Annotated in this window: 20 protein-coding genes and 1 tRNA gene; 12 read left to right on the top strand and 9 right to left on the bottom strand. The window is 68.6% G+C overall.

Going from position 1 to position 18,073, the window contains the following annotated elements:
- Positions 1-2 precede the first annotated feature (2 nt).
- Complete coding sequence (locus tag EPL04_RS04510) at positions 3-1,271, top strand: AI-2E family transporter (RefSeq protein WP_134669839.1); 1,269 nt, start codon at positions 3-5, stop codon at positions 1,269-1,271.
- A gap of 42 nt (positions 1,272-1,313) precedes the next feature.
- Here the strand turns inward: EPL04_RS04510 and EPL04_RS04505 are convergent, their stop codons facing one another.
- From EPL04_RS04505 to EPL04_RS04500, 3 genes are all read right to left on the bottom strand, one after another.
- Entirely contained in the window at positions 1,314-1,601 is a 288-nt protein-coding gene (locus tag EPL04_RS04505) for a PadR family transcriptional regulator (RefSeq protein ID WP_134669837.1), read from the bottom strand.
- A 368-nt stretch (positions 1,602-1,969) separates the two neighbouring features.
- Positions 1,970-2,116: a hypothetical protein gene (locus EPL04_RS18645; RefSeq protein WP_167599415.1), complete on the bottom strand. Its 147-nt coding sequence runs from the start codon at positions 2,114-2,116 to the stop codon at positions 1,970-1,972.
- A gap of 104 nt (positions 2,117-2,220) precedes the next feature.
- Positions 2,221-4,980 carry an AAA domain-containing protein gene (locus tag EPL04_RS04500; RefSeq protein WP_134669835.1) on the bottom strand — a complete coding sequence of 920 codons (2,760 nt, stop codon included), beginning with the start codon at positions 4,978-4,980 and terminating at the stop codon, positions 2,221-2,223.
- Positions 4,981-5,133: 153 nt separating this feature from the next.
- Between EPL04_RS04500 and EPL04_RS04495 the strand changes: the two genes are divergently transcribed.
- From EPL04_RS04495 to purF, 3 genes are all read left to right on the top strand, one after another.
- Positions 5,134-5,325 (top strand): LSM domain-containing protein, encoded by a 192-nt coding sequence (locus EPL04_RS04495; RefSeq protein ID WP_134669833.1) that lies wholly within the window; start codon positions 5,134-5,136, stop codon positions 5,323-5,325.
- The gene (locus tag EPL04_RS04490; protein WP_134669831.1) at positions 5,322-5,495 is read left to right on the top strand and encodes a 50S ribosomal protein L37e; all 174 of its coding nucleotides are present in this window, start codon (positions 5,322-5,324) and stop codon (positions 5,493-5,495) included. Before EPL04_RS04495 ends, EPL04_RS04490 begins: the two co-directional genes overlap by 4 nt.
- A 190-nt stretch (positions 5,496-5,685) precedes the next feature.
- Positions 5,686-7,158 (top strand): amidophosphoribosyltransferase, encoded by a 1,473-nt coding sequence (purF, locus tag EPL04_RS04485; protein ID WP_134669829.1) that lies wholly within the window; start codon positions 5,686-5,688, stop codon positions 7,156-7,158.
- 125 nt (positions 7,159-7,283) lie between these two features.
- On the opposite strand, the gene EPL04_RS04480 is transcribed toward purF, so the two are convergent.
- Positions 7,284-7,838 (bottom strand): DUF420 domain-containing protein, encoded by a 555-nt coding sequence (locus EPL04_RS04480; RefSeq protein WP_134669827.1) that lies wholly within the window; start codon positions 7,836-7,838, stop codon positions 7,284-7,286.
- A 140-nt stretch (positions 7,839-7,978) separates the two neighbouring features.
- Between EPL04_RS04480 and EPL04_RS04475 the strand changes: the two genes are divergently transcribed.
- Positions 7,979-8,063 (top strand) — tRNA-Leu (locus EPL04_RS04475).
- A 163-nt stretch (positions 8,064-8,226) separates the two neighbouring features.
- Here EPL04_RS04475 and EPL04_RS04470 read toward each other — a convergent pair.
- The 3 genes from EPL04_RS04470 to EPL04_RS04460 are packed head-to-tail and all read right to left on the bottom strand — an operon-like array spanning position 8,227 to position 9,824.
- Positions 8,227-8,628 carry an acyl-CoA thioesterase gene (locus EPL04_RS04470; RefSeq protein ID WP_134669825.1) on the bottom strand — a complete coding sequence of 134 codons (402 nt, stop codon included), beginning with the start codon at positions 8,626-8,628 and terminating at the stop codon, positions 8,227-8,229.
- Between the two features lie 32 nt (positions 8,629-8,660).
- The gene (locus EPL04_RS04465) at positions 8,661-9,392 is read right to left on the bottom strand and encodes a DICT sensory domain-containing protein (RefSeq protein ID WP_134669823.1); all 732 of its coding nucleotides are present in this window, start codon (positions 9,390-9,392) and stop codon (positions 8,661-8,663) included.
- A gap of 12 nt (positions 9,393-9,404) precedes the next feature.
- Positions 9,405-9,824, bottom strand: coding sequence for a DUF7344 domain-containing protein (locus EPL04_RS04460; protein ID WP_134669821.1), 420 nt, complete (start codon positions 9,822-9,824; stop codon positions 9,405-9,407).
- 105 nt (positions 9,825-9,929) lie between these two features.
- Here EPL04_RS04460 and EPL04_RS04455 point away from each other — a divergent pair, with 105 nt between their 5' ends.
- The 6 genes from EPL04_RS04455 (at position 9,930) to EPL04_RS04430 (ending at position 15,036) form a co-directional block, all read left to right on the top strand.
- Positions 9,930-10,430 (top strand): helix-turn-helix domain-containing protein, encoded by a 501-nt coding sequence (locus EPL04_RS04455; protein WP_134669819.1) that lies wholly within the window; start codon positions 9,930-9,932, stop codon positions 10,428-10,430.
- A 43-nt stretch (positions 10,431-10,473) separates the two neighbouring features.
- Positions 10,474-11,442 (top strand): sugar phosphate isomerase/epimerase family protein, encoded by a 969-nt coding sequence (locus EPL04_RS04450; RefSeq protein ID WP_134669817.1) that lies wholly within the window; start codon positions 10,474-10,476, stop codon positions 11,440-11,442.
- A gap of 97 nt (positions 11,443-11,539) precedes the next feature.
- On the top strand, positions 11,540-11,926 hold the full coding sequence (locus EPL04_RS04445; protein ID WP_134669815.1) for a DUF7522 family protein: 387 nt from the start codon (positions 11,540-11,542) through the stop codon (positions 11,924-11,926).
- A gap of 123 nt (positions 11,927-12,049) precedes the next feature.
- On the top strand, positions 12,050-13,594 hold the full coding sequence (locus EPL04_RS04440; protein ID WP_134670295.1) for an acyl-CoA carboxylase subunit beta: 1,545 nt from the start codon (positions 12,050-12,052) through the stop codon (positions 13,592-13,594).
- On the top strand, positions 13,575-13,904 hold the full coding sequence (locus EPL04_RS04435) for an acc operon protein (protein WP_245154524.1): 330 nt from the start codon (positions 13,575-13,577) through the stop codon (positions 13,902-13,904). The genes EPL04_RS04440 and EPL04_RS04435 overlap by 20 nt, the downstream gene beginning before the upstream one ends.
- Positions 13,905-13,959: 55 nt before the next feature.
- Positions 13,960-15,036, top strand: coding sequence for a S1C family serine protease (locus EPL04_RS04430; protein ID WP_134669813.1), 1,077 nt, complete (start codon positions 13,960-13,962; stop codon positions 15,034-15,036).
- A gap of 15 nt (positions 15,037-15,051) precedes the next feature.
- Here EPL04_RS04430 and EPL04_RS18640 read toward each other — a convergent pair whose 3' ends face one another.
- Together EPL04_RS18640 and EPL04_RS04425 are read right to left on the bottom strand one after the other, a co-directional pair.
- On the bottom strand, positions 15,052-15,210 hold the full coding sequence (locus EPL04_RS18640; protein WP_167599414.1) for a hypothetical protein: 159 nt from the start codon (positions 15,208-15,210) through the stop codon (positions 15,052-15,054).
- Between the two features lie 67 nt (positions 15,211-15,277).
- Entirely contained in the window at positions 15,278-16,105 is an 828-nt protein-coding gene (locus EPL04_RS04425) for a class I SAM-dependent methyltransferase (protein ID WP_134669811.1), read from the bottom strand.
- A gap of 138 nt (positions 16,106-16,243) precedes the next feature.
- Here EPL04_RS04425 and EPL04_RS04420 point away from each other — a divergent pair, with 138 nt between their 5' ends.
- On the top strand, positions 16,244-18,073 hold the full coding sequence (locus EPL04_RS04420; RefSeq protein ID WP_134669809.1) for an acetyl-CoA carboxylase biotin carboxylase subunit: 1,830 nt from the start codon (positions 16,244-16,246) through the stop codon (positions 18,071-18,073).

Raw genomic sequence — 18,073 nt, 5'->3', positions numbered from 1 at the left:
GTATGGACGTCGATCTCGACATCGACCGAGCCCGGACCGCGTGGTGGATCGTCGGCCTCGCGCTCTTGGCGGCGGTCTTCTACGTGGTCTACTCGTTCGTCGGCACCTTCGTGTTCGGCATCTTCATCTACTACGCCACCCGGCCGGTGTACCGGCGGATCCGCCGGCGGATCGGCCCGCCGAGCGTCGCGACCGCCATCTCGCTGTTCGCGCTCGCGCTCCCGGTGTTGCTGTTGGTGGTCTACACCGTCGCGATCGGGCTTCAGGAGTTCGCTCGCGCGTACGATCGCCTCCGGGAAATCGAGGCGGTCCCGGCCGACATCTCGGGGGTCTGGACGCAGGTCCAGCCGTACGTCAACGCCTCGACGGTGGCGCTACGTCCCGAGGACATCCTCGCGGACCCGAACACCGAACTCATTCGGGACGTGGGGCTGTCGGCGCTCCAGTACGTCGGCGTCGTCGGCATCGGACTGCTCCACCTGTTCGTGATGATCGCCATCGCGTTCTACCTGCTCCGAGACGACCACAGGCTCTCGCGGTACGTCCGGCGGCAGTTCGCCGACGACGGCGGCGTGTTCGCCGCGTACGCCACCGCGGTCGACCGCGATTTCAACAGCATCTTCTTCGGCAACATCCTGAACGCGCTGTTCACGGGCACCATCGGGGCGGCGGCGTACAACGTCTTGAACCTGTTCGCGCCGGCGGGGCTCGGCGTGCCGTACCCCACGTTGATCGGACTCCTGACGGGCGCGGCCAGCCTGATTCCGGTCGTCGGGATGAAACTCGTCTACTTCCCGGTCGCGGGGTACCTCGGCGTCGAGACCGGGGTCGGCGCCCCCGAGTTCCTCTGGTTCCCGGCGCTGTTTTTCGCGGTCTCGTTCGTCGTCGTCGACTCGATCCCTGACCTCGTGCTCCGACCGTACGTCTCGGGCCGAGACCTCCACGTCGGTCTGGTCATGCTGGCGTACATCCTCGGCCCGCTATTGTTCGGGTGGTACGGCATCTTCCTCGGCCCGCTGATCTTGGTGCTTGTCATCCACTTCGTCCGGATCGTGTTGCCCGAACTCATCGCGGGCGAGCCGATCCGGCCGTGGGCGGTCGACCCGACGTACCTCTTCGAGCCCGCCGATCCGACGGCGACGGCCGGGGGCGCCGACGACGTCTCGACCGCCGACGCGCCCGACGCGGCCTCCGCCGACGAGGGCGACGACGGAGCCGAGGCCGGCGACGGCGACGCCGAAACCCCCCCGGGCGCGACCGACGATCGGTGATCGGGACTCGCTCGCCGAACGCGCCAGATGCGGCGCCCGCCCTCAGGCTTCGACGTTCGGCTCGACGTACTGGGCTTCCCACTCGCGGCGGGCCTCGATCTCCCGCGTTCCCCGACGGGTGAGCGTGTAGTAGTTGGTGCGGCGGTCGCGCTGGCCCTTCTCGACCAGCCCTTTGTCGACCAGCGTGTCGAGGTTGGGGTAGAGTCGGCCGTGGTGAATTTCTTTCTCGTAGTACGATTCGAGTTCGTCTTTGATCGCGAGTCCGTGCGGTTCGTCGCGCCCGGCGATGACGTACAGCAGGTCTCGTTGGAATCCCGTCAGGTCGTGCATCGGTAACGTCCGAGGTAGGTCTGCGAGCGAAAAGTAGGTGACGGCCCCCGCGATCGCGGCCCGGCGCGTCGGCCGACTCAGTTACGACTGACGATCGAAGCCTTCGGACGACGGTCGGCGGCGATCACGACGGCGCGTCCGCTCTCGAAAATCGAATACGGAAAGGAAAGCGGATAGCGCGGGGGTGAAAAAGCCCCGCGAACCGCTTGCCGCCCTGAATTGGTCCCCGCTGACGCTTCGGCCCTCCAAGCGAAGCGTCACTTGCAACAAAACCCCGTAACCACTTAAGACTACCGACCACGGTCAACCGTACCGGTTCCGCGGCTGACCTACGTTTTCGAGGCATCTCCGGCGGAGATTTCGGTTCCCTAAATGTGCTCTTCTTCGAGCACCCAGCCGAGCGCCCGCTTGTAGTACGTGAACATTTCTCGGACCCCCTCGTGGCGCATGTCCTCGTCGTCGAGGTGTTCTTGCAGGAACTCGTACTGCTCGCGGATCTCGTCTTCGTCTCTCATGGCCGGTCGTAGGAGGTCGCGGGTAATGAGTTCGGTGGAGTCTCGGACCTCGTGGGCCGCCGGCCTCGTGAACGGGCCCGTCGGTACGTCGGCCGACGCTCCGGTCAGGAGGCCCACTCGACCATCCGGGCGTAGAGGTCCGTGCTCCGGAGCGCCGACTCGTCGCCCACAAGCACCAGGGCCTTCTTCGCCCGCGAGAGCGCCACGTTCACCCGGCGGTGGTCCTCGAAGATCGGACTCCCGAGATCGCCGGTCGCCACGAACGAGACCACGACGACCTCCTTGCTCGACCCCTGAAACCGATCGACGGTGTCGACGGTCACCGACTCGGGCACGCGCCGGCCGATCTCGGCGACCTGCGCCCGGAACGGCGCGATGACCCCGATCTGGTCGGGGTCGACCCCCGCCGCGAGGTACGTCTCGACCGCCTCCGCGATGCGGTCGGCCTCGACGGGGTTGGTGTTGCCGTCGGCCCGACCGTCCGGATCGACGAACGAGACGCCCCGGAGTTCGGACGGGAGGGCGGTTTCGTCGACGCCGGGCAGGTCTGCGAGCGTCTGGGCCGCGACCTCGCCGGAGGCCGGCCGGAGGTCGCCGTCGTAGAACTCCCGGGAGGAGAACGCCTGGATCCGCTGGGCCATCCGGTACTGGCGGTCGAGCATCACGCCCGCCTCGGGGTAGCGCTCGATGAGTCGCTCAAACAGCGACCGCGAGAGCCCGGACGCTCCCGGGGCGTCGCTGGGTACCTCCTCGCTCGGGCGGTCCGAACCGTCCGGCGGTTCGTCCTCGGTTCGGACGACCGGCGGCAACTGCTCGTGGTCGCCGACCAGCACGAACCGATCGGCGAGGTTCGTCGCCGCGAGCGTGTTGGGCTCGGTGAGCTGGGAGGCCTCGTCGACCAGCGCCACGTCGAACTGCTGTTCGCGCATGACCCGCGAGCCGCAGGTCGCGGTCGTCGCGGCGACCACGCTCGCGTCCCGGAGCTCGGCGACGCGCTCGCCCGGGTCGCCGGCCTGCTCTAAGCGCACGTCCTGCATGTCCGCGCGGACGCCGCTCTCGGTGCCGACTCGCACGATGTCCTCGAAGCCCTGATCGCGGAGCGCTTCGAGCGCGTTGTCGACCGCGCGGTTGGTAAACGCCGAGAGGAGCACCCGCTCGCCGTCCTCGACCAGCGCGCGAATCGTCCGCGCGATGGTGTAGGTCTTGCCCGTGCCGGGCGGCCCGTGGACCAGCGCGAAGTCCTCGGCGCCGACCGCGAGGGCGACCGCGTCGTTCTGGGCGTCGTTGTTGTCGATGTAGGTCTCGGATCGGTTGTCTCGCGGGCGTTGCCCGCTCGATCGCCCCGAGGCGCGTCGCGCCTCGCCGTCCGCGAACTCCGGGTCGGCCCGCCCGAACAGCACGTCCTTCCGGCGAGGGTCGCCCTTCAGCAGGAAGTCGTGGAGCGCCGTGAGCATCCGGTCGGCCGACAGCTCCGAGGGGTAGACGTCGAGGCGCCGGAGCTCGACCGGCTCGTCGGCGGTGACCACGATCTCCTCGTCCAACCGCTCCACGCGACCGAGCTCGGCGTGGCCGTCGACGGGGTCGCCGTCGCTGGCGAGCACCACGTCGCCCTCCCGGATCTTCGACACCGCGCCGTCGGTTCGGCTCGCGCGCAGTTCCCACCGACCGCCCTCGAGCTGGCGGCGACCGGCGGGGTCGAGGTCGACGAGCGCCCGGTCGTCGTCGGCGCGCTCGGCCGCGGTCTGCTCCCAGAGCTTGGCGTACTCGGCGTGGGTCGCCCGGCGCTCGGCCTCGATGAGCCGGTACATCCGGTCGAAGTACTCGCGTTCGTCCTCCGGGATCGGGTCGCCGATCCGTCCCGCCTTCGACTCCTGATCGAGCCGTCCGGATACCACCATGCAGGTGTCCTGTTCGAAGCAGTACTCACAGACAGCGTCGGCTTCGTACCCGGTCGGGACCCCGAAGTCGTGTTCCATCGCCGCGATCTCGTTGCGGGTCCGGACCACGAAGTCGAGCAGGCCGTCGCCGACCGAGAACTCCTTGGCGGGCGAGAGATCCCCCGACTCCTCGCCCCGGTCGAGCGCGGAGTTTTTGGTGTAGAGTAGCGTCCCGGTGTCGACCGGCACGCCCTTTTCGCGGAGCAAGAGCGCGTAACAGGCGGCCTGAATCTTGTCCTGAAACCGCGGGTCGCGCTTGAGGTTCTTGCCGGTCTTGAGCTCGACGGGCATCCCGCGCCGGAGCGCGTCGGCCCGACCCTTGATGCCGAACCGCTCGCTGACCAGCAGTTGTTCGCTCCGCCAGTCGTCGCTCTCGGTCAGCGCGCCCTGCGCGAGCCACCCCTCGATCGCGGCGGCGTTCTGGCGGACCTCATCGACGACCGCCTCGCGGTCCCGACCCAGCAGGCCGAGTTCGAGCCCCGCGTCCGCGACCCGCTCGTCGATGCTCTCGTCGAGGTCCCGGCCCCGAAGCAGGTCGCCGAACACCTCGTGGACGATGGTCCCCTTGACCACCGGGTACGCCAGCGGGATCCCCGAGAGCTTGTTGAGGTAGTACATCCGGGGACACTGGACCCACGAGCGCACGTCGGTCACGTCGACGAGGAAGGCGGGCTCGACGACGACGTACGACTCCGAGCCGGTCGCGTAGGTGGTCTCGCCCCGGTACTCGCTTTCCTCGACGTCCGTGACGAGCAGTTCCATCCCGGCGTCGAGCAACTCGGCCGACTCGGTCCACTTGCCCCACAGCGTCACCGACTCCGGTCCCTCGTCGGTCCGCACGGTCACCTCCGCGAGGTCGCGCTCGCCGTACTGCGTGCTGACGCTCCGGACCTCGCCGGCCTCTACGACCGTCCCGCGTACGTTCACGACCGTTCGTAACGCCCGCCGATAAAAAACCCCGACGGTCCCCTCGGGGTGAGCCGTCCGGCGCCCGATTACATCAAAAATCCGACCACTGAAACTTACTTTAGGGAGCCATCTACCGGTACGTTTAAGAGTTCGACGGGTGCCGCTAATGGTATGAGTGGACGACCGCTCGACGTACTGGAGGCCTCCCTCGACGAGGAGGTCACGGTGCGCCTGAAAGGCGGCGAGGAGTTCGTGGGGACGCTGACCGGCTACGACCAGCACATGAATCTCGTGCTGGAAGACACCGCGGAGGAAGACACAACGATTATACGCGGCGACAACCTCGTGTCGATTAACCCATGACTGGTGCAGGCACCCCGAGCCAGGGGAAGAAGAACACGACGACCCACGTCAAGTGTCGTCGCTGTGGCGAAAAGTCGTATCACGTCAAGAAGAAAGAGTGCTCGTCGTGCGGCTTCGGCAAGTCGAGCAAGCGCCGCGACTACGAGTGGCAGAGCAAGGCTGGCGAGTAGACGCCGCCGGATCGGGCGCATCTTCTCGGTGAATCGATCGGCCAGCCGCGGCTCCGTCGTCCGGGGCGCGGTCTCGGGGACGCGGTCGCCGCGGCGGACTATCCACGAACGTGGGCACATCCCGACCGAGAAGGAGCGATTTCGACACGATAGCGAGGGTTTTTACTACCGGACTCCCTTACAATCGTCCATGCCAAACGGCCGGGACGCGACCCATTCGGGTCCGACCGAGAAATGCGGCGTCGTCGGGGTCTCGCTCGAAGAGCGCGACGCCGCACGCCCGCTCTACTACTCGCTGTACGCCCTCCAGCACCGCGGGCAGGAGTCGGCGGGCATCGTCACCCACGACGGGTTCCAACAGCACAGCCACGTCGAGATGGGGCTGGTCGGCGACGCCTTCGGCGAGGACGACATCGCGGACCTCCGGGGGAGCGCCGGCATCGGTCACGTCCGGTATCCGACCGCCGGGAGCGTCAACAAGTCCTGCGCCCAGCCGTTCACCGTCTCGTTCAAGAGCGGCGCGCTCGGCCTGAGTCACAACGGCAACCTCGTCAACGCCGACGAGGTCCGCGAGGAACTCGCCGCGCAGGGCCACGCGTTCACCAGCGACGGCGACACCGAAGTCATCGCCCACGACCTCGCGCGCAACCTCCTCGAATCCGACCTCGTCCGCGCGGTCAAGCGGACCATGGGTCGCATCCACGGCTCGTATTCGCTGACGATCACCCACGACGACACCGTCCTCGGCGTCCGGGACCCCGAGGGCAACCGACCGCTCTGTATCGGCGAACTCGAAGACGGCTACGTCCTCGCCAGCGAGTCGGCCGCCATCGACACCCTCGACGGCGAACTCGTCCGGGACGTGAGACCCGGCGAACTCGTCGTCCTCCAGCCCGGCGGCGAGGGGTTCGACTCCTATCAGCTGTTCGAGCGTGAGAACACCGCCCACTGCTTTTTCGAGCACGTCTACTTCGCCCGGCCCGACAGCGTCATCGACGACGAGCTGGTCTACGAGGTCCGCCGGGAGCTCGGCCGCCAGCTCTGGGAGGAGGGCGGCATCGAGACCGACGTGGTGATGCCGGTCCCCGACTCGGGTCGTGCGTTCGCGAGCGGCTACGCCGAGGCCGCACAGGAAGAGGGGTCGGGCGTCGAGTTCGCCGAGGGGCTGATGAAAAACCGCTACGTCGGTCGCACGTTCATCATGCCGACGCAGGACGAGCGCGAGCGGGCGGTCCGGCTCAAGCTCAATCCCATCAAGTCGACCGTCGAGGGCAAGACGGTCACGCTGATCGACGACTCGATCGTCCGCGGGACGACCTCGACACAGCTCGTCGATCTGCTCAAGGACTGCGGCGCCGAGGAGGTCCACATGCGGATCGGCGCGCCGCCGATCGTCGCGCCCTGCTACATGGGCATCGACATGGCGACCCGCGAGGAGCTCATCGCCGCCGACAAGTCGGTCGAGGAGATCCGGGAGGCGATCGCGGCCGACAGCCTCTCGTACCTCTCGACGGAGGCGGTCGCCGAGGCGCTCGGGCGCTCGCAGGCGGATCTCTGTCTGGGCTGTGTCACCGGCGAGTACCCCTACGACGTCGAGGGCGAGGAGACCGACCGCGAGGTCACCCGGCCCGAGATCGGGGGCGTCGCGGGCACCGACGATTAGTTCCGTCCCGAATCCCGCCCGGACTACCGGCCCCAATCGTTACCGCGGGCCTCATCGTTGGGCCGACACTTCCGCGAGGGGGCTGACGCGCGGGAGGTGGTGGTGGTGACCTACGGAGACGACCCCTAGAGGTAGAGCAGCAGGTAGACCACGACCCCGAGGTCGAACGAGATCAGCCACAGCGACGCCGCGACCCGGCCGACGCGCGGGTGGTTCGTCGTCGACAGTTCGGCGGTCGAGCGAGTCAGTGCAAGTAGCAGGACGTAGTACAAAAGCGGGACGCAGACGACCGCCAGCACGACGTGAATCGCCAGGATCGGGTAGTAGACGAACTGCTCGATCATCGCCGGTCCCTCGAACGACGTCGGTCCGAGAAGCGCGACCCGGTAGAGGTACAGCGCGAGGAACGCCGCGAACAGCGCGACGCCCGCGGCCATCCCCTTCCGGTGGCGCTCGACGTTCCCGCGTCGGATCGCGCGCCACGCCGCCGCGACGACGACGAACGCGACGGCGTTGATCGCGGCGTTGACGTGCGGGATGGCCGCGAGCACGGACTCGGGCGCCCGCGGTAACACGCCCGCGGGGACGACCTGAAGCGCGGCGGCGAACACCAGCGCGAGCGAGACCACCGACAGCACCCCGGCGACGGCGGGGACGTTGCGCTCGACGAATCGTTGCATAGTCGGGCGTTGGAACCGGTTCCAAATACGCCTTGCCGTGTCGGCTCGCGCCGGCGTGTGTAGCCGTGCCGTCCCGGAGTTGAAACGAAAGGCCTTTTATTCGGGTAGCGTCTACGATTGAGTGCAGTAAGACACAGCGAGCGTGGGTAGCCAAGCTAGGCCAACGGCGCAGCGTTGAGGGCGCTGTCCCGTAGGGGTCCGCCGGTTCAAATCCGGTCCCACGCATCGCATACTGAGGCGGCGTCGCCGCCGAGGACGATGCAGGTGGAGTCCCTTGGGACTGCACCCACGCACAATTCCTTCGGACGTTACGTACCGAGCGATAGCGCTACGTTCGGTCGAGGGCCCAGAACGCCGAGCGGCCGCTGTCGAGGCCGGCGACCGCGAGCTACAGCCCTTCGTAGGCTTCGATCTTCTCGCGCCACTCCTCGGGGATCGGTCGCGACGACTCCGTGTCGGGGTCGATCACCACTTGGACGGCCTCGCCGGTCGCCGCCACCTCGCCGTCGACCCGCATCTCGTACTCCATCGGGATCGACGACTCGCCGAGTTCGGGCACCCGGACCGCGACGGTGAGGTCGTCGCCGAGCGTGACCGACTGGCGAAACTGGAGTTCGAGGTTCGCCAGCACCGAAGGGGTCTCCGAGAGATTCCTGTCGACCACCGCCGCGAAGTAGGCGGTGCGGGCCTCCTCCATGTAGGTCGCGTACACGGCGTTGTTGACGTGTCCCATCGCGTCGAGGTCTCTGAACCGGACGTCGATCTGGGTCTCGAACGAGTAGTCGGTCATCGATCGCCACTCGTCGCCGCCGATAGTTCGGTCTATCGCTTTCGGGGGCTCCCGTACGCCGCCGACAGGTAGGCGTCGAGGTCCGCGACCGCTTCGGAGTCGTAGGTCCAGAACCCCCGGAATCGTCCGGGGTCGTCGTCGCGCTCGGCCGCGAGGAGCGCACACGCCTGCTCGGGGTCGTCGCCCCCGTCGAACACCACGAACCAGAACGCGCCGACCTCGGCCGCGTGGGGCGTGTGGATCGTGAGCCCCTCGGCCACGGGGACCTCGGCGCTCCAGTCGCGGGGGGCGTAGACGTGGACGTCGAGACTGGAGTTGGCGGCCAGCGACTCGTAGACCTCCCGCTGGGCGGCGAGGGCGTCGAACCGTTGAAACCCCGTCCGGAGCGTCCCCGTCCCGGTCCGGTACGCCCGGTCTTCGATCTCTCGGGTGGCCCCCAGCATCCGGCGCTTGTCGAACGACACGAACGTCGTCTCCGCGAGCAGATCCATCAGCGCCCGCGTGGCGTCGGTCGCCACGATCGCGTTGCCGTTCGGCACTTCGAACAGGTCCCGGACCGCGTTGATCCCGACCGAGCCGGCGAACTCGCCTCCCTCGGTCACCACGACGAACCCGCCCGAGCCGTCGTCGGGGAGCGGTTCGTGTTCGATCGCGACGTTCCGCGTCTCGAACTGGGCTTCGAGGGGCTCGTAGGGCTCGGGCGCGTACACGGTGATCGTCTTCTCGCGCGCCGCGACGTCGTCGAGAAACGCCTCCAGTGTCATGGTCTCGGTGGCTTACCCCCGTTCGTCGGTCGATTCGCGTCGTTCGCGTTCTGCGGCGGCCCGCTCGTCGGCCAGCGACTGGTCGAGCACGCCGTCGAGGAACGCCGGCAGGGATTCGAGTTCGACCCCGCCGGTCTGGTCGTCGTAGCTGATCACGCCCGCCGACGCGAGGGTCGGCAACTGGACGTGGTGGAGGTCGATCCGCGTCCGGTCGCGGTCGGCCCGACTCCCGGCACCGTCGGGGTCGTTCCGCGCGGCGAGCCAGCCGGTCACCACGGTCGCGAGCTCGTCGAGCGTCGCCGACTCGCGCTCTCTGAGGTAGTAGAGCGCGTAGCGGCGTCTGGCGTCCGCGATGGCGTCGAACCCGGCGTCGACGCTCACCGCCGGTTCGTTCGCCGCTTCGTCGGCGTCGGTCGAACCCTCCGGTTCCATGCGTATCGATCTAACTACGAACGGGACCGGTATGAATCTTACTCCGGCGGCGGGGACCCGATCACAATCCCGGTATTCAAATGCGTCGTCTGCGTAATAGCCCTCATGGCGAAGTACTCCACGGGCGGATCGTCCGGCGGTGGCGACAGCGGCGCGTGCGAACTCTGTGGCACGTCGAGCGACTCGCTGACCGAGGCCAACGTGGCGGGCGCCCAGCTCCGGGTCTGCTCGGAGTGTGCGGACTCGCACAACGACAACGCGAAGACGACCGGCCGCGAGACCGACGGCGACCGCAAGCGCCGGGCGGCTCGGAACACCGCGAAGGCAAGCGGCGTCTACAACGACGATTCGACTCACTGGGAGGAGAAAGGCACCAACTACGACGACGACCCGCTCCCGTATCTGGTCGCCGACTACGGCGAGGCAGTCGAGAGCGCCCGACAGGACGAGGGCCTCCAGCGCGAGGAGTTAGCCGAGGAACTCGACCTCGCGGAAAACGACCTGCTCGCTGTCGAGCAGGGGCGGGCGAATCAGGCGAACGTCGGCGGATCGGTCGTGCGGGCGCTCGAACAGCGCCTCGACGTGACGCTGGTCGAGGAGACCTGACGCCCCGTAATCTTATTCACGCCGTCCGTGGTGGAGTGGGCGTATGGACATCGGCGTTCACACACCACCGCTGTACGGCGAGTCGCTCGACGACGCGCTGGCGTACCTCCACGGCATCGGCGTCGACGCCGTCGAGCCCGGCGTCGGCGGCCACCCGGGCGACGACCACCTCCCCCGCGAGGAGTACCTCGACGACGAGGCGGCCCAGCGGGAGCTGGCCGACCGCCTCGACGAGTACGAGATGCGGATCTCCGCGCTCGCGACCCACAACAACCCGCTCCACCCCGACGAGGAGACCGCCGCGGCGGCCGACACCGAGCTCCGGGAGGCGATCGAGCTCGCCGACCAGCTCGACGTCGGAACCGTCACCTGCTTCTCGGGACTGCCCGCCGGCGGCCCGAACGACGAGGTGCCCAACTGGATCACTGCGCCGTGGCCCCCCGAGCACGCCGACGCCCACGAGTACCAGTGGGAGGAGGTCGCGATCCCCTACTGGTCGGAGGTCGCCGAATACGCCGCCGACAGGGGCGTCGACCTCGCGATCGAGATGCACCCCAACATGCTGGTGTACGAGCCGACCGGCCTGCTCAGATTGCGGGCGGCGACCAACGACCGGGTCGGCGCGAACTTCGATCCGAGCCACCTCTACTGGCAGGGGATCGACGTGACCGACGCGATCCGCGTCCTCGGCGAACACGACGCCGTCCACCACGTCCACGCCAAGGACACGAAGATCTACGAGGCCAATTCGCGGTACAAGGGCGTGCTCGACACCGCGCCGTACGACGAGGAGGCCGACCGGTCGTGGCTGTTTCGGTCGGTCGGCTACGGCCACGGCGAGGACCACTGGAAGGACGTGGTGAGCACCCTGCGGATGATCGGCTACGACGGCGCGCTCTCGATCGAACACGAGGATTCGCTGACCAGCTCGAACGAGGGGCTCGAAAAGGCGGTCGCCCTGCTCCAGCGGGCGGTGTTCCGCGACCAGCCCGGCGAGGCCCACTGGACCTGAACGCGGTCGGCCCGGCCGAATCAAAACTCCCGGCGCCGATTCCTACGTGTCGGCGACGCCACAAGCACTTTTGAGACTGTGGGAGAAACGTACAAACATGGCGGACACACCACCTGCCGACCTCGAAGACCAGCTCGTGAGCGCGTGCCGGACGGCCGTCGGCGACGAGCTCAGGAGCGTGACGTACTTCACCGAAGACGCCGAGCAACAGCTCTACCTCCGGAGCGACCTCGAGTCCGACGCCGACCTCGTGGGGTTCGCCGACAACGAGCGGCTGGGGTTTCACTCCCAGTCGCTGTATCAGGACACCGAGCTCGGCGACTACCAGTTCACGATGCGGGTGTTCGACCGGGGGTTTCTCACCCGCGTCATCGTCGGCGACCACGGCGCGTTCGTGACCACCGACGAGATGGAGATGGACCTGTTCAAGGAGCTTGGCTCGGCGCTCCGGAGCGTGCTCGCTGAGACGGAAACGTCGGCCTGATCGGGCCGAACGCGCGGGCGAGACCGTCGGCCGTCCGCGTCGAACCTCCTTTTAGCAACGCTTTTCCGCGCCGTGGTCCTCCACTCGGCCGATGAGTAGCCATCGGAGGGATCGACCGTGACGATGGAGGACAAGCTCGACGAGCTGCGACAGCTCCGCGAGGACGCGCTTCTCGGCGGCGGGGAAGACCGCATCGAGTCCCAACACGAGAAGGGCAAGATGACCGCGCGCGAGCGCATCGACTACTTCCTCGACGACGGCACGTTCAACGAGTTCGACCAGCTCCGGACCCACCGGAGCCACAACTTCGGGATGGAGGAAAAACAGATCAAAGGCGACGGCGTGATCACCGGCTACGGCGAGGTCAACGGGCGAAAGACGTTCGTGTTCGCCCACGACTTCACCGTCTTCGGGGGCTCGCTCGGCGAGGTGTTCGCCGAGAAGGTCTGTAAGGTGATGGACAAGGCGATGGAGGTGGGCGCGCCCGTCATCGGGCTCAACGACTCGGCCGGCGCCCGGATTCAGGAGGGGGTCGCCTCGCTCGCGGGCTACGCCGAGATCTTCCGGCGCAACACCGAGGCGTCGGGCGTCATTCCCCAGATCTCGGCGATCATGGGGCCGTGTGCCGGCGGCGCGGTCTACTCGCCCGCCATCACCGACTTCATCTTCATGGTCGAGGACACCAGCCACATGTTCATCACCGGCCCGGACGTCATCGAGACGGTGACGGGCGAGCAGGTCTCCTTCGAGGAACTCGGGGGCGCGAAGACCCACGAGTCGACCAGCGGGGTCTCGCACTTCTCGGAAGCCGACGAGAAGCAGGCGCTCGACGACATCCGCCGCCTGCTGTCGTACGTCCCTCAGAACAACGTCGAGGACCCGCCGCGGGTCGAGCCGTGGGACGACCCCGAGCGCCGCGACGAGGCGCTCACCAGCGTGGTCCCCGACCAGCCCAAGAAGCCCTACGACATGAAGCGGGTGATCGAGGGCGTCGTCGACGAGGACTCCTTTTTCGAGGTCCAGGAGGGGTACGCCAAGAACATGGTGATCGGGTTCTCGCGGCTCGACGGTCGGTCGGTCGGCGTCGTGGCGAACCAGCCCCGCGTCAACGCCGGCACCCTCGACATCGAGGCCAGCGAGAAGGCCGCCCGGTTCGTGCGGTTTTGCGACTCGTTCAACATCCCGATCGTCACCTTCGTCGACGTGCCCGGCTTCATGCCCGGCACCGATCAGGAGCACGGCGGCATCATCCGCCACGGCGCGAAGCTCCTGTACGCCTACTCGGAGGCCACCGTGCCGCTGTTGACGGTCATCACCCGGAAGGCCTACGGCGGCGCCTACGACGTGATGGCCTCCAAGCACATCGGCGCGGACGTCAACTACGCGTGGCCGACCGCCGAGATCGCGGTGATGGGGCCGAAGGGCGCGGTCAACGTCCTCTACAGCGACGAACTCGACGCGGCCGACGACACCGAGGCCCGCCGCGAGGAGCTCATCGAGGAGTACCGCGAGGAGTTCGCCAACCCCTACACCGCGGCCGACCGCGGGTTCGTCGACGACGTGCTCGAACCGACCGAGACCCGCCCGCGGCTGATCGGGGACCTCGAACTGCTCGCGAGCAAGCGCGACGCCCAGCCCGACAAGAAACATGGCAACATCCCGCTCTGAGGACCCCGCCGAGGAGTCCGACGACGACGGGCGGGCGCCGACCGACGAGGCCGCGGCGCTCGACGGCACCCTGACCGTCCCCGACGACGCGACCGACGAGGAGGCCGCGGCCATCGCGGCCGCCATCGGCGCCCACCTTCGAGCCCGGGAGGCGGCCGCCGCGGCCGCCGACGCCGACGAGGAGTCGTGGGAGGGTAAGCGGTGGTCGTTCGCGGGGCGACTCCGGAGTCTGACGGGCCGAGACGGGCGCGTGCCCCGGAGCGCGCCGACCGACGCGTGGACCGCCTCGGGGCGGTCCGATCGGTTCTGACTCTCCGCGCGTCCGACAAAGTATACGAGTCGCGAGCCCTAACGGCCGGACGGAAATGCCTGATCCGACGTTCAGCCGCCGCCGATTCCTCGCGCTCGGCGCCACCGCGCTGGGGACCGGACTCGCAGGGTGTAACGCCTCCGCACCGGGCCAGGAGGCGACCCAGTCGAGTTCCGAACCGACGACCGATTCGTCCTCGTCCGAGAGCCCCTACACCCGGGTGTACCGGGAGGTCGTCGACTCGGTCGTCCTCGTCAGGACCGGCGGGGGACAGGGGACCGGGTTCGTGTTCGACGACTCGCACGTCGTCACGAACGCCCACGTCGTCGGCCGCGCGTCGACCGCGGAGGTCCGGTTCGCCAGCGACGAGTGGAGTCGGGGCGAGGTCGTCGGTCGGGACCGACACAGCGATCTGGCCGCCGTCGCGGTCGCGGAGACGCCCGAGAGCGCCTCGCCGCTCCCCTTTATCGAGGGCGAACCCACCATCGGTCAGGAGGTCGTCGCCATCGGCAACCCGTACAACCTGAACGGGTCGCTCACGACGGGAGTCGTCAGCGGGACCGATCGCTCGATCCCGGCCCCGACCGGCTACCGCATCCCCGACGCGGTCCAGACCGACGCGGCGGTCAACCCGGGCAACAGCGGCGGGCCGCTGGTGTCGCTCGACGGCCGGGTCGTCGGCGTGATCAACTCCGGGGGCGGGGACAACATCGCGTTCGGCATCTCGGCGGCGCTGACCCAGCGGGTCGTCCCCGAACTGATCGAGCGCGGCGAGTACGACCACGCCTACATGGGGGTGTCGTTCAGCCCGGTCACCCCGTCGGTCGCCCGGGCGAACGACCTCGAGGACTCCGAGGGGCTGATCGCGGTCGACGTCCTCGAGGACGGCCCCAGCGACGGCACGCTCCGAGAGAGCGACCTGGAGACGATCGACGGCGTCCGGGTCCCGGTCGGCGGCGACGTGATGCTCGCGATCGGCGACGCCGACCTCTCGACCGCCGAGGACCTCGGGAGCTACCTCGCGCTCCGGGCGTCGCCGGGCGAGACCGTCGAACTCACCGTCCTCCGGGACGGGCGCGAGCGCACCGTCGACCTCGAACTCGGGTCCCGTCCGGACCGCGAGGGCGCGTGACCGCCTCGGCCGAGGCTACCGATTGGTCAGTACGGTCGGCAGGAGGACGCCGAAGACGAACAGCACGGCGTACCCGCTCCAGTCTGGCAGCGCCTCGACGGCGGCGACCCCGAAGTAGAGCGGAATCGTGAGCAGGACGCACGCCGCGATGATCTTGTTCTCGCGCGAGACCATGTCCGGTCTACTCGGAGCCACCGACTAATACGTTCGGCTCGCTGGGCAGGTCCCGGCGAGGCGCCGGTCACGCCCGACAGACCGCGAGCATGTGCTCGGAGACGTCGACCGCGGTCCGGTCTTCCCGGAGCCGTCGGACGACGGCCCGGACGTCCGCGACCGCCTCGTCGTCGGCCGCCGACAGCTCGCGTTTGGTCCGGGCGGCGACGTTCTCGAGTCCGACCAGCGTCTCGACCTCGAAGTCGGCGTCGACCAGCTCGGCCTCGAACTCGTCGACGCGGAAGCCGTGGCACTCGGCCCACCCCTCGCCGTCGGCGAACTCCCGGACCCGTTCGGCGGTGTAGTCGCCGTCGGCCGCGACGGGCGCGAGCAGGCCGTGGGCCTCCTCGACCGAGAAGGTCAAAATGTCTCGGAGCATCGCCAGCCGGCCGATCACCGAGACGAAGGCGGGGGCGTCCGGGCGGGCGACCCGACGGAGTTCTCTGGTCGCTCGGGCGCGCTCGTCGCCGTCGACGACGTGGCTCAGCGGGCCGCCGAGACAGCAGACGGCGTCGAACGAATCGGTTTCGAACGGGAGCGTGCGGAGGTCGGCCTGCCGGCAGGTCACCGCGTCGCCGAGGCCGCGGTCGGCGAGCTTCTCGCGGGCGATGGCGACCTGTTCGTGGCTCAGATCGCAGTGTTCGACCTCGTAGCCTCGCTCGGCCAGCCAGCAGGCGTACCGGCCGGGGCCGCCGCCGGCGTCGAGGACCCGTCCCGACTCGGGGAGCCGGTCGGCGAGGTAGTCGGTGGTGTTGTCGAACTCCATCCGGGTCACGGGGTCCCGGTCGAGACGATCCCACTCGCTCTCGGCGAACTCGTCGTAGTACCGTTCGGGGTCCAGATCCTCGTCGGTCATCCTCACCGGGACTGACTGGCGAGCGACAGATAAGCGTTCGCGTGGTGTGGGATCGGCGACCGATCGGGCGAGCGATCGCGTCGGCGCCGTCGGGAACCGACAGAATGAGGTATCCCTCCCGAATATTTGCCGGCAACGATGTTCGACAAGGTGCTCGTCGCCAATCGCGGCGAAATCGCCGTCCGCGTGATGCGAGCGTGCGAGGAGTTGGGAGTCGAGACGGTCGCCGTCTACAGCGAGGCCGACAAGGACGCCGGTCACGTCCGGTACGCCGACGAGGCGTACAACGTGGGTCCCGCCCGGGCGGCCGACTCGTATCTCGACCACGACGCGGTCGTCGAGGCCGCAGAGAAAGCGGGCGCCGACGCCGTCCACCCCGGCTACGGCTTCCTCGCGGAGAACGCCGAGTTCGCCGCGAAAGTCGAGGCGACCGAGGGCGTGACGTGGGTCGGCCCCTCGGCCGACTCGATGGAGCAACTCGGCGAGAAGACCCACGCTCGCAAGACGATGCGGGACGCCGACGTCCCCATCGTGCCCGGCACCACCGACCCCGTCGAGGACCCGGCGGAGGTCACCGAGTTCGGCGACGAGCACGGCTACCCCATCGCGATCAAGGCCGAGGGCGGCGGGGGCGGACGCGGGATGAAGGTCGTCCGAGGCCCCGAGGAGGCCGACGAGCAACTCGAATCGGCCGAGCGCGAGGGCGAGGCGTACTTCGACAACGACAACGTCTATCTCGAACGCTACCTCGAGAACCCCCGCCACATCGAGGTTCAGATCGTCGCCGACAAACACGGCAACGTCCGGCATCTCGGCGAGCGGGACTGCTCGCTTCAGCGGCGCCACCAGAAGGTGATCGAGGAGGGGCCCTCGCCCGCGCTGACCGACGAACTCCGCGAGCGGATCGCCGAGGCGGCCCGGCGGGGCGCCGACGCCGCGGGCTACTACAACGCCGGCACCTTCGAGTTCCTCGTCGAGGAGGACCCCGACCGGGAGGCGGGCGAACTGCTGGGCGCCGACACCGACTTCTACTTCCTCGAAGTCAACACCCGGATTCAGGTCGAACACACCGTGACCGAGGAGCTGACCGGGATCGACATCGTGAAGGCCCAGCTCCGGGTCGCGGCCGGCGAGGAGCTTCAGTTCTCTCAGGACGAGGTCGAACTGGAGGGCCACGCGATGGAGTTCCGTATCAACGCCGAGCACGCCGCCGACGACTTCGCGCCCGCCACCGGCGGCCGGCTGGAGACCTACGACCCCCCGGGCGGCATCGGCGTGCGCCTCGACGACGCGCTCCGGCAGGGCGACGACCTGGTGACCGACTACGACTCGATGGTCGCCAAGCTAATCGTCCACGGCGCGGACCGCGAGGAGTGTCTGGCCCGCTCGGAGCGTGCCCTCGCGGAGTACGAGGTCGAGGGGATCCCGACGATCATCCCGTTCCACCGGCTGATGCTCGACGACGAGGCGTTCGTCGCTGGCACCCACACCACCAAGTACCTCGACCACCACCTCGATCAGGACCGGATCGCGGCCGCCCAGGAGCGGTGGGGCACCGACACCGAGTCGACGGCCGACGACGAGGAGGTCCTCGAGCGCGAGTTCACCGTCGAGGTCAACGGCAAGCGCTTCGAGGTCGACCTCGAAGAGCGCGGCGCCGCGGCGATCCCCACCGCCGACGCCGGCGGCGGCCAGAAGCCCGAGCCCGCCGGCGGCGACGACGAAGCGAGCGGCGGCGCGGCCGCCGACGCCGAGGGCGAGAGCGTCACCGCCGAGATGCAGGGCACGATCCTCGACGTGACCGTCGCCGAGGGCGACGAGGTCGCGTCTGGCGACGTGGTCTGCGTCCTGGAGGCGATGAAGATGGAGAACGACGTGGTGGCCTCGCGGGGCGGCACCGTCACGCAGGTCGCGGTCGGCGAGGGCGACAGCGTCGACATGGGCGACGTGCTGGTCGTCATCGAGTAG

This window comes from Halorussus marinus, assembly GCF_004521895.1.
Classification (GTDB): Archaea; Halobacteriota; Halobacteria; order Halobacteriales; family Haladaptataceae; genus Halorussus; species Halorussus marinus.
The sequence above is the reverse complement of the archived record's forward strand: the minus strand, read 5'-3'. Positions and strand labels throughout refer to the sequence as shown.